Source organism: Pantoea sp. GABEPS69 (assembly GCF_045780835.1).
Taxonomy (GTDB): Bacteria; Pseudomonadota; Gammaproteobacteria; order Enterobacterales; family Enterobacteriaceae; genus Pantoea; species Pantoea septica.
Genome location: NZ_CP118618.1, coordinates 3,631,041 through 3,644,565 on the forward strand (window position 1 = coordinate 3,631,041; position 13,525 = coordinate 3,644,565).

The window sequence follows — 13,525 nt, forward strand, 5'->3', positions numbered from 1 at the left end:
CCATAAGATTAACGGGTATAGTGACTACTATTGAAATGGTGGATGCCCTACAAACAACGGAAATTACATGGGAGTCATTATGACCTGGGAATACGGGTTAATTGGTTTAGTAATTGGCATTATTGTCGGCGCGGTTGCCATGCGTTTCGGTAACAAAAAACTGCGCGAGCAGCGCAGCATGCAGTACGAGCTGGAGAAGTCTAAAGCAGAGCTGGCGGACTACCGCGAAGAGCTGACCAACCACTTTGCGCAGAGCGCCGAGCTGCTGGACAACATGGCGCGCGACTATCGCCAGCTCTATCAGCACATGGCGAAAGGATCGAACGATCTGCTGCCGAACCTGCCGGGCGAGAAAAACCCCTTTGCCTATCAGCTGACTGAAGCGGAAGCGGATAACGATCAGGCGCCGGTCCAGATCCCGCGCGACTACTCCGAAGGCGCTTCCGGCCTGCTGCGTGGCGAACGCGCCGCGCGCGACTAGTCTTATTGGGGCGTAACCCGGTTGCGCCCCGCATTTTTGCGAACCCAGACCCTGAATCAGCTGTCACATACGTTTACTCCCCCACTTTTCGCAGCGAGAGCGTTCTAGCAATGAAAAAACAAGCACGTCTGTTAAGCGCATTAGCCTTGAGTATCGGAATGAGCCTGGCCGCAACGCCTGCGGCGATCGCGACCCTGCCCGCGCAGATTCAGGGCCAGCCGCTACCCAGCCTGGCGCCGATGCTGGAAAAAGTGTTGCCGGCGGTGGTCAGCGTCCATGTTGAAGGCACGGAAACCGCCAGCCAGGCGCAGGATATTCCCGAGCCGTTGAAACGCTTCTTCGGCCAGGGGCCTGGCGGCGATCAGGCGCAGCCGTTCGAGGGCTTAGGCTCCGGCGTGATTATCGACGCCGCTAAGGGCTACATCCTGACCAATAACCACGTGGTCAACGGCGCGGACAAGATCAGCGTGCAGCTTGGCGACGGCAGCGAATATGACGCGAAGCTAATCGGCCATGACGAACAGACCGACATCGCGCTGATTCAGGTCGAAGGCGCGAAGAACCTGACGCAGGTGAAAATCGCCGACTCCGATCAGCTCAAAGTGGGCGACTTCGCCGTGGCGATCGGCAACCCGTTCGGGCTGGGTCAGACCGCGACCTCCGGCATTATCTCTGCGCTGGGGCGCAGCGGACTTAACCTCGAAGGGCTGGAAAACTTTATCCAGACCGACGCGGCGATTAACCGCGGCAACTCCGGCGGCGCGCTGGTTAATCTCAACGGCGAACTGATCGGCATCAACACCGCGATTCTGGCGTCGAGCGGCGGCAATATCGGTATCGGCTTCGCTATCCCGAGCGACATGGCGATGAACCTGGCGCAGCAGTTGATTAAATATGGCGAAGTGAAGCGCGGTCAGCTCGGCATTAAAGGCACCGAGATGACGGCGGACATCGCCAAGGCGTTTAACGTCGATGCGCAGCGCGGCGCGTTCGTCTCTGAAGTGCTGCCGCAGTCTGCGGCGCAGAAAGCGGGCATTAAGTCAGGCGATATTATCACCTCGATTAACGACAAGCCGATCACCAGCTTTGCCGAACTGCGCGTGAAAGTGGGCACGACCGCGCCGGGCGAGAAAGTGAAGCTCGGCCTGTTGCGCGACGGCAAGCCGCTTTCGGTAGAGGTGACGCTGGAGCAAAGCGCGCAGACCACGGCCAGCGCGCAGCTGATGTCTCCTGCGCTGCAGGGCGCGATGCTGAGCGACGGCGCGACCAAAACCGGCGACAAGGGCGTGAAGATCGACAGCATCGAAAAAGGCACCCCGGCTGAGCAGGTTGGTCTGCAAAAAGATGATGTCATTGTCGGCGTTAACCGCACGCGCGTTACCAGCCTTGCCGAGATGCGCAAAGTGCTGGAAGGCAAACCGCCGGTGCTGGCGCTGAACGTGGTGCGCGGCGACGAGTCTATTTACCTCCTGCTGCGTTAATCCCTGCTACAGGCGAACAACACAAGCGCGTGTTTGTTCGCCTTTCTCGTGCTATTCTGCCCTGCGATCTCCCCCTGGCGTAAGTTAACACCATGTTTCCTAAACTTTTGCGTTCAGTGGTGTTGGGCCTGATTGTCGCCGGCATTTTGCTTGCGGCCCTGCCCGCACTGCGTATGGGCAGCACCAGCGCCCTTCTCAACCGTGACGACAGCGAAGACCAGACGCCTTTCAGCTTTAACGCCGGCGTCCGCCGCGCCGTGCCTGCGGTGGTCAACGTCTACAACCGCAGCGCCCACGGCGGCAATAACAATCGCGGCATTACCACACTCGGTTCCGGCGTCATCATGAACGCCAAAGGCTACATCCTGACCAACAAGCACGTGATCAATAACGCCGATCAGATTATCGTCGCGCTGCAGGATGGCCGCTTCTTTGAAGCCAATCTGGTCGGATCCGACGCCATGACCGATCTGGCTGTGCTGAAGATCACCGCATCCAGCCTGCCGGTGATCCCGATTAACCCGCACCGCGTGCCGCATATCGGCGATGTGGTGATGGCGATCGGCAACCCTTATAACCTCGGGCAAACCGTTACGCAGGGCATTATCAGCGCCACGGGCCGCGTCGGCCTGAGCTCATCCGGACGTCAGAACTTCCTGCAAACCGACGCCTCTATCAACCAGGGCAACTCCGGCGGCGCGCTGATTAACTCGCTGGGCGAGCTGATGGGCATAAATACCCTGACCTTTGATAAAAGCAACGACGGCGAGACGCCGGAAGGCATTGGCTTTGCGATCCCTACCGCGCTGGCGAGCAAGATTATGGATAAGCTGATCCGCGACGGCCGCGTTATCCGCGGCTATATCGGTATCACCGGACGCGAGCTGCCTGCGCTACACAATCAGGGCAGCGGCATCGATCACGTGCAGGGCATTATCGTCAGCGTGGTGACGCCGGACGGACCAGCGGAGAAAGCGGGCGTGCAGGTCAACGACGTGCTGCTGAGCGTTAACGGCAAACCGGCTATTTCCGCACAGGAGACGATGGATCAGGTTGCGGAGATCCGTCCTGGCTCAGTGATTAAAGTCGAAGTGCTGCGCAACGATCGGAAGCTGACGCTGCCGGTGACCATTCAGGAGTTTCCCGACAGCGGGAATTAACCGAACGTCTTTCCGGCCGCACCGGCATTAAAACGCGTGTAGCGGGAACTGAAGAGCAAAGCGTCCCGCGACAGGGATGTCGCGGGCCGAGCGCGCATGGATGCCTTGAGCGACTTTGCGATCGGTTCCCGCTACTCGCGTGATCGCCCTGCCCAGAAGAAAGCGTCCCGCTATCTTGTTTAGCTGCGATCCACCGGAAACGCGATAACCTCGCTCAGCGAATCCGCCTTCAGCGCCAGCATAATCAAACGATCCACCCCCAGCGCCACGCCGGAACAGGCGGGCATGCCGTGCGCCAGCGCATCCAGCAGATAGGTATCGACCGGATGCTGCGGCAGCCCGCGCGCCGTGCGCCGCCGGTTATCCTGCTCGAAGCGCTGACGCTGCTCGCGGCTGTCGGTCAGCTCGCGGAAACCGTTCGCCAGCTCCACGCCTTTGTAGTAGACCTCGAAACGCTCCGCAACGCGGTGATCTTCCGTGCTGATTTCGGCCAGTGCCGCCTGGCTGGCAGGGAAATGGTAAACGAAGGTTGGCTTATCAATGCCGATCTTCGGCTCCACGCCCAGCATAAACAGCAGCATCAGCAGGGTATCGCGATCCTCTTCGCGATTCGCCAGTTCGCCCTCGCCCAGCTTCTCCGCCGCTTCGCGCAGCTGCGCTTTATCCGCTGACAGCGGGTCGAGATCGAGATGGCGAATAAACGCCTGCTGGTAGGAGAGCGATTCCGCGCTGTCGCACTCCAGCACCTGCTGCAGCAGATCGTCGACCTCGTTCATCAGCCGATACATATCGTAGTGCGGGCGATACCACTCCAGCATGGTGAATTCAGGATTATGGTGGCGCCCCGCCTCTTCGTTGCGGAAACAGCGGCTCATCTGATAGATAGGTCCGCTGCCCGCCGCGAGCAGGCGCTTCATATGGTATTCCGGGCTGGTCATCAGCCAGAGATCGCGTCCCTGCGTCGCGCCGGGACCGACAAAGCGCGTCTGAAAGGGCACCAGATGGATATCGGTGACGGTCGCCTGGCTCATCGCCGGCGTATCGACCTCCAGCACGCCGCGATCGGCAAAGAAACGTCGGATTTCCGCGAGGATAGCGGCACGTTTCAACAAATTGGCAATGGGTGCGCTCGGCTGCCAGCTTGCCGTTTCGCTCATGGTGATGACTCCTTATACAAATAAGGGGTGGAAGTCTACCTGCATTGCCTCCGGCAGACAATCAGCCGTCCGAAGCCAGAGAAAAATCGCAGCGGCAACTATACTTAATCTGTTCAACCAAAAAGGAATCGCTTATGTCCCCATGGAAAACCTTTATCGCAGGCCTGGGCTCGATGCTTTCAGTAGCCTGCTCTACCACGCCGCCGAAAAACGTTACCGTCGTCGAAGGGTTCGACAGCCAGCGCTATCTCGGCACCTGGTATGAAATCGCGCGCCTCGACCACCGCTTCGAGCGCGGCCTGGAACAGGTCACGGCGACCTATAGCCCGCGCGACGACGGCGGCCTCAAGGTCATCAACCGCGGCTATAAGCCGCAGAAGCAGAAATGGCAGGAGAGCGTAGGCAAGGCGTACTTCACCGGCGACCCGCAGCGCGCCGCGTTAAAAGTCTCGTTCTTTGGTCCCTTCTACGGCGGCTACAACGTGATCGCGCTGGACAAGGATTACCGCTATGCGCTGGTATGCGGTCCGAATCGTCACTATCTGTGGATATTATCGCGCACGCCGCAGCTGGATGAAGGCGTAAAGCAGAAGCTGGTGGAACAGGCGCGGCAGGCCGGTTTCCCGGTCGAAGATCTGATTTGGGTTAAGCAGAAATAACCGGTACGACAGAATCGTACCGGCTTGAAGATATTACTGCGCAGTACGCTGAATAGCCTGGCCGCCCGCTTCTACGTCTTCGCCGACACCACGCGTGGTGTTACAGGCGGACAGCAGAGAAGAGAGCACCAGCACTGAGAAAATCGCAACAATACTTTTCTTTAACATGGCAATATCCTTTTTGTGGTTGCAGTCAAGTACAGCGCTTTAAGCATAGACCGCTTATGGCCAAACGTACTGAAACGCAGCGAAAAAAGGTTATCGAGCGGGATTGTTTTGCCGCGCGCGGAGTGGCGCCGCCAGGGTGGGGAACATCTTCGCCGCAGCCATGAAAGGTATTACAGGCGCGATGAGATGAAAAAGGCGCATCCCGGGATGCGCCTTCGCACTTATTTTACGCGTGAAACGTATTCGCCGGAGCGGGTATCGACTTTCACCACTTCGCCGATCTGAACGAACAGCGGCACTTTAACCACTGCGCCGGTCGCCAGTTTAGCAGGCTTGCCGCCGGTGCCGGCGGTATCGCCTTTCAGGCCCGGATCGGTTTCAATCACTTCCGCTTCGATAAAGTTCGGCGCCTGAACGGCGATGGCTTTGTTGTTCCACAGAGTAACGATACACTCTGCGTTGTCCTGCAGCCATTTCTGCACGTCTTCCAGTACTTTCGATTCAACCTGATACTGCTCGAAAGTTTCCGGGTGCATAAAGTAGAAGAAGTCGCCGTCGTTGTAAGAGTACTGCAGCGTCATATCAACAACGTCCGCGCCTTCAGCTGAGTCGGTAGACTTGAAGGTTTTCTCAACGCGCGTGCCGGTCAGCAGACGACGCATTTTAACGCGTGCGAATGCCTGGCCTTTACCTGGCTTAACGAACTCACTGGATTCGATGGCGTAAGGTTCGCCTTCGAACATGATTTTAAGACCGGAACGAAAATCGTTGCTAAGATAAGTCGCCATAAAGGCCCTCTGTAAATATTGAACTGGTAATAGCCAAAAAAATGGCACACATTGTAACCCTAAAAACCCCTTCCAGAGAAGATTGGTTGCAGCAACTTGCTGATGTTGTCACCGAACCTGATGAATTACTGCGACTTTTAGGCCTTGAACACCATGCGGAACTGGCCGCTGGCCGCGACGCCCGTCAGCTTTTCGCGCTGCGCGTGCCGCGCGCCTTTATCGCGCGCATGAAGCCGGGCGACGCGCAGGATCCACTGCTGCTGCAGGTGCTTACCCAGCGCGAGGAGTTTATCCAGGCGCCTGGCTACAGCGCCGATCCGCTTGACGAGCAGAGCAGCGTGGTGCCCGGCTTATTGCATAAGTACAGAAACCGCGCGCTGCTGCTGGTCAAAGGCGGCTGCGCGGTCAACTGCCGCTACTGCTTCCGCCGACACTTTCCCTATCAGGATAACCCCGGCAACAAGCGCAGCTGGCAGACGGCTATCGACTATATCGCCGCCCATCCTGAACTGGACGAAATCATCTTCTCCGGCGGCGATCCGCTAATGGCGAAGGATCATGAGCTGGCGTGGCTGATTGAGGCACTGGCGCAGATCCCCCATCTGAAACGACTGCGTATTCACAGCCGCCTGCCGGTGGTTATTCCGGCGCGCATTACCGATGAACTGTGCCGGATGCTGGCGGAAACGCGCCTGCAGGTATTGATGGTGACCCATATCAATCATGCGCAGGAGATCGACGCATCGCTGGCGGCCGCGATGCAGCAGCTGAAGCGCGCCGGCGTGACCTTGCTTAACCAGAGCGTGCTGCTGCGCGGCATCAATAACCACGCCCAGGCGCTCGCCGATCTTAGCAACGCGCTGTTCGACGCGGGCATTCTGCCCTACTACCTGCACGTGCTGGATAAGGTGCAGGGCGCGGCGCACTTTTACGTCTCCGATGAAGAGGCGCGCGCGCTGGTGCGCACGCTGCTGACGCAGGTGTCCGGCTATATGGTGCCGAAGCTGGCGCGAGAGATTGGCGGCGAGCCGAGCAAAACGCCGCTCGACCTGCAGCTGCGCCAGGAGTAGCGAGCCAACATTCCGCCCACAAAAATTAACGGCCGGTATAAACCGGCCGTTATCAACAGGATGGCGTACGCGATCAGGCTTTCGCCGGGCATTTATAGACCTGCCCGTTCATTTTGCTGTCCAGAGGCGCGAAAGCGGACCACAGGTTTTGCGTCGGACTGGTCGCGCCGTAAATCACATTGCCGCCCATTTCCGCCGCGCGGTTGCGCAGATCGTTAGCCGCGCCGCGCAGCGAGCTGCCCTCGCCGCCGGAGCCGCTCAGCCAGTTACTTTGTGAACCGGTGACATTACCCAGAAGCTGACAGTCGCTGCCCGGTTGTTGATCGGTGAAGGTGACACGTTCGCCGCCAGCGCTCAGCTGGTGAGAGCTGCTGCATCCCGCCAGCAACAAGGTACCGACCGCCAGTCCGAGCAAGAGGTTAATCCGCATTGTAATCCCCATTTATTATCATCAGTATCGGGCGGCAGCGTAGCAGAAAAGTATCTCTTTTTTCTGAACATTCATTGCCCTGAACCCGCAAAGCCGAAGTATTGCGCCCTTACTTATACCCTTTTCATCTGCAAAAGAAAAACCCCCGACCGTTTCCGATCGGGGGTTTTTCAGATAGCAAAAGCGTCAGGGCAATTACATCATGCCGCCCATACCGCCCATGCCACCCATGCCGCCAGCGCCAGCACCTAAATCAGGCGCGTCGCCTTTCGGCAGGTCGGTCACCATGCACTCGGTAGTGATCATCAGACCAGCAACAGAGGCCGCGTACTGCAGCGCAGAACGGGTCACTTTGGTTGGGTCCAGAATACCGAAGTCGATCATGTTGCCGTATTCTTCAGTCTGCGCGTTATAACCGTAGTTGCCGTCGCCCGCTTTCACGTTGTTAGCGACAACAGACGGCTCTTCGCCGGCGTTAGAAACGATCTGACGCAGCGGCGCTTCCATTGCGCGCAGCGCAACTTTAATACCGACGTTCTGATCTTCGTTCTGACCACGCAGATCGGCCAGCTGTGCTGCAACGCGAACCAGCGCTACGCCGCCGCCAGCTACCACGCCTTCTTCTACCGCAGCACGGGTCGCGTGCAGGGCATCTTCAACGCGGGCTTTCTTCTCTTTCATTTCAACTTCAGTTGCTGCGCCCACTTTCAGAACGGCCACGCCGCCTGCCAGTTTCGCTACGCGCTCCTGCAGTTTTTCTTTGTCGTAGTCAGAGGTCGCTTCTTCGATCTGCTGACGAATCTGGGTTACGCGGCCCTGAATCGTCGCCTCTTCACCCACACCGTCGATGATGGTGGTGGTGTCTTTGTTGATCACAACGCGTTTTGCCTGGCCCAGATCTTCCAGCGCCGCTTTTTCCAGCTCCATACCGATCTCTTCAGAGATAACGGTACCGCCAGTCAGGATAGCGATATCCTGCAGCATCGCTTTACGACGATCGCCGAAGCCCGGCGCTTTCACCGCAGCGACTTTCACGATGCCGCGCATGGTGTTGACCACCAGCGTCGCCAGCGCTTCGCCTTCAACGTCTTCAGCGACGATCAGCAGCGGTTTGCCTGCTTTAGCAACGGCTTCCAGCACCGGCAGCATTTCGCGGATGTTGGAGATTTTCTTGTCAGCCAGCAGGATGAACGGCGATTCCAGTTCAACTGCGCCAGTTTCCGGCTTGTTGATGAAGTACGGAGAGAGGTAGCCGCGGTCGAACTGCATACCTTCAACCACGTCCAGCTCGTCCTGCAGACCGGTGCCTTCTTCAACGGTGATAACGCCTTCTTTACCCACTTTTTCCATCGCCTGGGCGATCAGGGTGCCGACGCTCTCATCGGAGTTAGCGGAAATGGTGCCGACCTGGGCGATAGCTTTAGAGTCTGAGCAAGGAACGGACAGCGCTTTCAGCTGCTCAACCGCCGCGATAACGGCCTGGTCGATACCGCGCTTCAGATCCATCGGGTTCATACCCGCAGCCACAGCTTTCAGGCCTTCGGTGATGATTGACTGAGCCAGTACGGTTGCGGTGGTGGTGCCGTCGCCTGCTGCGTCGTTCGCTTTAGAGGCAACTTCTTTCACCATCTGCGCGCCCATGTTTTCGAACTTGTCTTCCAGTTCGATCTCACGCGCTACGGACACGCCATCTTTAGTGATGGTCGGTGCACCAAAAGATTTATCCAGAACCACGTTACGGCCTTTCGGGCCCAGGGTAACTTTTACTGCATCTGCCAGTACGTTCACGCCGCGCAGCATTTTTACGCGAGCGTCATTACCGAATTTTACGTCTTTAGCTGCCATTTCAATTGTCCCTTAAATTCGTTTCGTTCAGTGAGTTCCGCGTAATTACGCTTCAACAATCGCCAGAATGTCGCTTTCAGAGATGATCAGCACTTCTTCGTTGTCGATCTTTTCGGTTTTCGCGCCGTAGCCTTCGCTAAAGATCACCAGATCGCCAACTTTAACGTCCAGCGGCTTCACTTCACCATTTTCCAGGATGCGACCATTGCCCACGGCCAGAACTTCGCCACGGGTTGATTTGCCTGCTGCAGAGCCGGTCAGAACGATGCCGCCAGCAGATTTAGCTTCAACTTCTTTACGCTTGACGATAACGCGATCGTGCAACGGACGAATTTTCATTAGATAGCTCTCCTTTGAGAAGTCCAATCATTCAGTTTTTGGGTTGAACGCCGGGCTGCAGGGCTTCCGGCCTCGTGGTGCAAGAGATAGGGTCGGTTAAAATGGCTTTCAAGGGGCAAAAGGACAATTTTTTTACCTGACGATGACAACTGCCCATTTTTTGCGCGAAAGGCCGCTTTCGCCTCGGCCATAAAAAAAGCGCGACGCTCAGGTCACGCTTCTCTTCTGCGCCGCGCTTAGCGATCGTGGCGATCGTCATGGCCGATGCGATCGCTGTCCTTGCGTTCATACTCGCCATCGACGGTAAATCCGCTGTCCGGGCCGGCACCTGGCCCGCGCCAGACGCGCAGATGCGGCATCAGCTTCAGGGTCAGATGTTTTTGCACCGGCGGCAGCAGCAGCAGCAGGCCGAGGAAGTCGGTAAAGAAGCCGGGCAGCAGCAGCAGAAAGCCCGCGATGATCAGCGACACGCTTTTGATCATCTCTTCGGCCGGGCTCTCGTTGCGCGCCAGCTTCTCCTGCATCAGCATAAAGTTTTTCATGCCCTGGTTTTTCACCAGCGACACGCCGATCGCCGAGGTGAAAATCACCAGCAGCATGGTCAGCAATACGCCCAGCGCGTGAGCCACCTGAATAAACAGGGTGATCTCAATCCAGGCGAGCGCAAAAATAATGATTAACGGTAACCAGCGCACCGTATTCTCCTTTTAGTCGGGCTGCTCTGCGTCAGGCAGGCAGCGAAAAACGCCCTATTAGACGGCATAGCCATGAGATGGGCCTGCCGCGACGCTAATTCAACCGCTGTTTTCAAATATTTACAGTGGGGTTAAATTTGTGCGTCATCTCACATATCGTGGTTATTGCAGCGATAATTGATGCATGGATACGTATCCAGACTCGCGCTTTAGCCCGGCGGCAGCATATGATCGTGCGCGCCGGTGACGAGGCGGATACACTGTCGGCTCCGGCTTTCCACGACAAATCAACACATCACCTGTGATGGATGGCGCCAGCGCAAGCGGCCAATAACAAGAAGGTTATCATGGCGAACAACATTCGTATCGAAGAAGACCTGCTAGGCATGCGTGAAGTCCCCGCCGATGCCTACTACGGCGTTCATACTCTGCGTGCGATTGAAAACTTCCGTATCAGCAACAGTAAAATCAGCGACATCCCCGAATTCGTCCGCGGCATGGTGATGGTGAAAAAAGCCGCCGCGCTCGCCAATAAAGAGCTGCAAACCATTCCGCGCACTATCGCCAACACCATTATTCAGGCCTGTGACGAGGTGCTGAACAACGGCAAATGCATGGATCAGTTTCCAGTCGACGTCTATCAGGGCGGCGCGGGCACCTCGGTCAACATGAACACCAACGAAGTGCTGGCCAATATCGGGCTGGAGCTGATGGGCCATCAGAAAGGCGAATACCAGTTCCTCAACCCGAACGATCACGTCAATAAGTGCCAGTCCACTAACGACGCCTATCCCACCGGCTTCCGCATTGCGGTCTACAGCTCGATTCTGAAGCTGCTGGACGCGATCAAAGAGCTGGGCGAAGGCTTTGAGCGCAAGGCGGCGGAGTTCGAGACCATTCTCAAGATGGGCCGCACCCAGCTGCAGGACGCGGTGCCGATGACGCTCGGCCAGGAGTTCCACGCTTTCCACGTGCTGCTGAACGAAGAGACGCGCAGCATTCTGCGCACCGCCGAGCTGCTGCTGGAGGTGAACCTGGGCGCCACGGCGATCGGCACGCGTCTTAACACGCCGGACGGCTATCAGCAGCTGGCGGTTCAGCGTCTCGCCGAAGTGAGCAACCTGCCGGTGGTGCCGGCGGAAGATTTGATCGAAGCGACCTCCGACTGCGGCGCCTATGTGATGGTGCACTCGTCGCTGAAGCGGCTGGCGGTGAAGCTGTCGAAGATCTGCAACGACCTGCGCCTGCTCTCTTCCGGCCCGCGCGCGGGTCTTAACGAGATCAACCTGCCGGAGCTGCAGGCAGGCTCCTCGATTATGCCCGCCAAGGTCAATCCGGTGGTGCCGGAAGTGGTGAACCAGGTTTGCTTCAAGGTGATCGGCAACGACACCACCTTAACCATGGCAGCGGAGGCGGGTCAGCTGCAGCTCAACGTGATGGAGCCGGTAATCGGCCAGGCGCTGTTCGAGTCGATCAGCATCCTGACCAACGCCTGCTACAACCTGCTGGAGAAATGCGTTAACGGCATCACCGCCAATAAAGCGGTGTGCGAAGCCTACGTTTTCAACTCTATCGGCATCGTGACCTACCTCAACCCGTACATTGGCCATCACAACGGCGATATCGTCGGCAAGATTTGCGCGGAGACCGGTAAAAGCGTGCGCGAAGTGGTGCTGGAGCGCGGCCTGCTGACCGAAAGCGAGCTGGACGACATCTTCTCGGTGCAGAACCTGATGTACCCGGTCTACAAGGCGCGTCGCTACACTGACGAAAACGAACAGTAGGTCAATTTTCACAATGATAAAAAAGGCGCGCCGCGATCAACACGGCGCGCCTTTTTATTTGGTACATAACCGGCTCTTTTTCTCACTCTCATGAGGTGACGAATGATCGTCGTTGAATTAGCGATCGTCCTGCTGGCGATCTGGTTGGGCGCGCGTCTGGGCGGTATCGGTATTGGATTCGCGGGCGGGCTGGGCGTGCTGGCGCTGACGCTGATCTGCGGGCTGAAGCCCGGCGCCATCCCCTTTGACGTGATTGAAATTATTATGGCGGTGATCGCCGCTATCGCCGCGATGCAGGTCGCGGGCGGCATGGATTATCTGGTCAGCCTGGCGGAACGGCTGCTACGCCGCCACCCGCGCTACGTCACGCTGCTGGCGCCGCTGGTAACCTATATGATGACGCTGCTGGCGGGCACCGGCCATACCGCCTTCTCGACGCTGCCGGTGATTGCCGAAGTGGCGAAAGAACAAGGCGTGCGCCCGTCGCGCCCGCTCTCTATCGCCGTGGTCGCCTCGCAAATCGCCATTACTGCCTCGCCGCTCTCCGCCGCGGTGGTTTTCTTCGCTTCGCTGCTGGAACCGCGCGGCGTCGGTTATATCGCCCTGCTGGCGATCGCCATTCCCTCGACGATGATCGGCCTGTTTCTCGCCGCGCTGGTCACCAACTTCCTCGGCAAAGAGCTGCATGAAGACGAGGTCTATCAGGCGCGCCTCGCCAAAGGCGAAGTGAAGCTACGCGGCGCAAGCCGCTATGAAGAGAAGCCCGGCGCCAGACGGTCGGTATTGCTGTTTCTGGTCGGTATCGCCGCCGTAGTGCTCTACGCCACCGCTATCAGCGACGGCGTGGGCCTGATTGCCGATCCGCCGCTGCCGCGCAACGAGGCGATTGTGGTGTTTATGCTGACCATCGCCACGCTGATCTCGCTGAGCTGCAAAATCGACACCAGCGCCATCCTCAGCGCCAGCACCTTTAAGTCGGGCATGAGCGCCTGCGTCTGCGTAATGGGTGTCGCCTGGCTCGGCGATACCTTCGTCAAAGCGCATATCGGCGAGATCCAGCAGCTGGCGGGCGACTTGCTGCAGCAGGCGCCGTGGCTGCTGGCGGTGGCGCTCTTTTTCGCCTCGATGCTGCTCTACTCGCAGGCGGCCACCGCCAAGGCGCTAATGCCCGCCGCGCTGCTGCTGGGCGTGTCGCCGCATACCGCCATCGCCTCCTTCGCCGCCGTTTCCGCGCTGTTCGTGCTGCCAACCTATCCGACGCTGCTGGCGGCGGTGGAAATGGACGATACCGGCTCGACGCGCATCGGCAAATATGTCTTTAACCACGCCTTTATCGTGCCGGGCGTGCTGGCGATCGCGCTGTCGGTGCTGTTCGGCTTTTTGATCGGTGGCCTGGTGCTGTAGGGCTGTTACAACCGGTAAAGCCTGAGGCGCGGCGAGCGTGCTATCATCGTCGCTTTCCGCAACA

General features: G+C 58.1%; 14 protein-coding genes. 7 read left to right on the forward strand and 7 right to left on the reverse strand.

The features are described 5' to 3' along the window. Positions 1–79 precede the first annotated feature (79 nt). The 3 genes from zapG (at position 80) to degS (ending at position 3,122) form a co-directional block, all read left to right on the forward strand. On the forward strand, positions 80–481 hold the full coding sequence (gene zapG / locus PVE98_RS17715) for a Z-ring associated protein ZapG (RefSeq protein ID WP_033749631.1): 402 nt from the start codon (positions 80–82) through the stop codon (positions 479–481). A 110-nt stretch (positions 482–591) separates the two neighbouring features. After that, positions 592–1,962 carry a serine endoprotease DegQ gene (degQ, locus tag PVE98_RS17720; RefSeq protein ID WP_313620619.1) on the forward strand — a complete coding sequence of 457 codons (1,371 nt, stop codon included), beginning with the start codon at positions 592–594 and terminating at the stop codon, positions 1,960–1,962. A 92-nt stretch (positions 1,963–2,054) separates the two neighbouring features. Continuing rightward, complete coding sequence (gene degS, locus PVE98_RS17725; protein ID WP_096072466.1) at positions 2,055–3,122, forward strand: outer membrane-stress sensor serine endopeptidase DegS; 1,068 nt, start codon at positions 2,055–2,057, stop codon at positions 3,120–3,122. A 179-nt stretch (positions 3,123–3,301) separates the two neighbouring features. On the opposite strand, the gene epmA is transcribed toward degS, so the two are convergent. Beyond that, positions 3,302–4,279, reverse strand: a complete 978-nt coding sequence (epmA, locus tag PVE98_RS17730) for an elongation factor P--(R)-beta-lysine ligase (RefSeq protein ID WP_096072465.1) — start codon at positions 4,277–4,279, stop codon at positions 3,302–3,304. 134 nt (positions 4,280–4,413) lie between these two features. Between epmA and PVE98_RS17735 the strand changes: the two genes are divergently transcribed. Continuing rightward, positions 4,414–4,938 carry a lipocalin family protein gene (locus PVE98_RS17735; RefSeq protein ID WP_033749248.1) on the forward strand — a complete coding sequence of 175 codons (525 nt, stop codon included), beginning with the start codon at positions 4,414–4,416 and terminating at the stop codon, positions 4,936–4,938. Positions 4,939–4,971: 33 nt separating this feature from the next. Here the strand turns inward: PVE98_RS17735 and PVE98_RS17740 are convergent, their stop codons facing one another. Both PVE98_RS17740 and efp read right to left on the reverse strand, forming a co-directional pair. After that, on the reverse strand, positions 4,972–5,106 hold the full coding sequence (locus PVE98_RS17740; protein WP_033749247.1) for an entericidin A/B family lipoprotein: 135 nt from the start codon (positions 5,104–5,106) through the stop codon (positions 4,972–4,974). Between the two features lie 221 nt (positions 5,107–5,327). Then, positions 5,328–5,894 carry an elongation factor P gene (gene efp / locus PVE98_RS17745; protein WP_033749246.1) on the reverse strand — a complete coding sequence of 189 codons (567 nt, stop codon included), beginning with the start codon at positions 5,892–5,894 and terminating at the stop codon, positions 5,328–5,330. A gap of 41 nt (positions 5,895–5,935) precedes the next feature. Between efp and epmB the strand changes: the two genes are divergently transcribed. Next, positions 5,936–6,964 (forward strand): EF-P beta-lysylation protein EpmB, encoded by a 1,029-nt coding sequence (gene epmB / locus PVE98_RS17750; protein ID WP_096072464.1) that lies wholly within the window; start codon positions 5,936–5,938, stop codon positions 6,962–6,964. Positions 6,965–7,037: 73 nt separating this feature from the next. On the opposite strand, the gene PVE98_RS17755 is transcribed toward epmB, so the two are convergent. From PVE98_RS17755 to PVE98_RS17770, 4 genes are all read right to left on the reverse strand, one after another. Then, positions 7,038–7,394 (reverse strand): DUF4156 domain-containing protein, encoded by a 357-nt coding sequence (locus PVE98_RS17755; protein WP_033749244.1) that lies wholly within the window; start codon positions 7,392–7,394, stop codon positions 7,038–7,040. Positions 7,395–7,589: 195 nt separating this feature from the next. Beyond that, positions 7,590–9,239, reverse strand: a complete 1,650-nt coding sequence (gene groL, locus PVE98_RS17760; protein ID WP_048784690.1) for a chaperonin GroEL — start codon at positions 9,237–9,239, stop codon at positions 7,590–7,592. A gap of 45 nt (positions 9,240–9,284) precedes the next feature. Then, positions 9,285–9,578, reverse strand: coding sequence for a co-chaperone GroES (locus PVE98_RS17765; protein WP_033749242.1), 294 nt, complete (start codon positions 9,576–9,578; stop codon positions 9,285–9,287). A gap of 236 nt (positions 9,579–9,814) precedes the next feature. Continuing rightward, the gene (locus tag PVE98_RS17770) at positions 9,815–10,273 is read right to left on the reverse strand and encodes an FxsA family protein (protein WP_033749241.1); all 459 of its coding nucleotides are present in this window, start codon (positions 10,271–10,273) and stop codon (positions 9,815–9,817) included. 347 nt (positions 10,274–10,620) lie between these two features. Between PVE98_RS17770 and aspA the strand changes: the two genes are divergently transcribed. Together aspA and PVE98_RS17780 are read left to right on the forward strand one after the other, a co-directional pair. Further along, positions 10,621–12,057 carry an aspartate ammonia-lyase gene (gene aspA / locus PVE98_RS17775; protein ID WP_033749629.1) on the forward strand — a complete coding sequence of 479 codons (1,437 nt, stop codon included), beginning with the start codon at positions 10,621–10,623 and terminating at the stop codon, positions 12,055–12,057. Positions 12,058–12,159: 102 nt separating this feature from the next. Continuing rightward, positions 12,160–13,461: an anaerobic C4-dicarboxylate transporter gene (locus PVE98_RS17780; RefSeq protein WP_096072463.1), complete on the forward strand. Its 1,302-nt coding sequence runs from the start codon at positions 12,160–12,162 to the stop codon at positions 13,459–13,461. Positions 13,462–13,525: the final 64 nt, after the last annotated feature.

Excerpts from the sequence above, each read along its gene's own strand:
- zapG (WP_033749631.1), top strand. The coding sequence starts at position 80 with ATGACCTGGGAATACGGGTTAATTGGTTTAGTAATTGGCATTATTGTC.
- degQ (WP_313620619.1), top strand. The coding sequence starts at position 592 with ATGAAAAAACAAGCACGTCTGTTAAGCGCATTAGCCTTGAGTATCGGA.
- degS (WP_096072466.1), top strand. The coding sequence starts at position 2,055 with ATGTTTCCTAAACTTTTGCGTTCAGTGGTGTTGGGCCTGATTGTCGCC.
- epmA (WP_096072465.1), bottom strand. The coding sequence starts at position 4,279 with ATGAGCGAAACGGCAAGCTGGCAGCCGAGCGCACCCATTGCCAATTTG.
- PVE98_RS17735 (WP_033749248.1), top strand. The coding sequence starts at position 4,414 with ATGTCCCCATGGAAAACCTTTATCGCAGGCCTGGGCTCGATGCTTTCA.
- PVE98_RS17740 (WP_033749247.1), bottom strand. The coding sequence starts at position 5,106 with ATGTTAAAGAAAAGTATTGTTGCGATTTTCTCAGTGCTGGTGCTCTCT.
- efp (WP_033749246.1), bottom strand. The coding sequence starts at position 5,894 with ATGGCGACTTATCTTAGCAACGATTTTCGTTCCGGTCTTAAAATCATG.
- epmB (WP_096072464.1), top strand. The coding sequence starts at position 5,936 with ATGGCACACATTGTAACCCTAAAAACCCCTTCCAGAGAAGATTGGTTG.
- PVE98_RS17755 (WP_033749244.1), bottom strand. The coding sequence starts at position 7,394 with ATGCGGATTAACCTCTTGCTCGGACTGGCGGTCGGTACCTTGTTGCTG.
- groL (WP_048784690.1), bottom strand. The coding sequence starts at position 9,239 with ATGGCAGCTAAAGACGTAAAATTCGGTAATGACGCTCGCGTAAAAATG.
- PVE98_RS17765 (WP_033749242.1), bottom strand. The coding sequence starts at position 9,578 with ATGAAAATTCGTCCGTTGCACGATCGCGTTATCGTCAAGCGTAAAGAA.
- aspA (WP_033749629.1), top strand. The coding sequence starts at position 10,621 with ATGGCGAACAACATTCGTATCGAAGAAGACCTGCTAGGCATGCGTGAA.
- PVE98_RS17780 (WP_096072463.1), top strand. The coding sequence starts at position 12,160 with ATGATCGTCGTTGAATTAGCGATCGTCCTGCTGGCGATCTGGTTGGGC.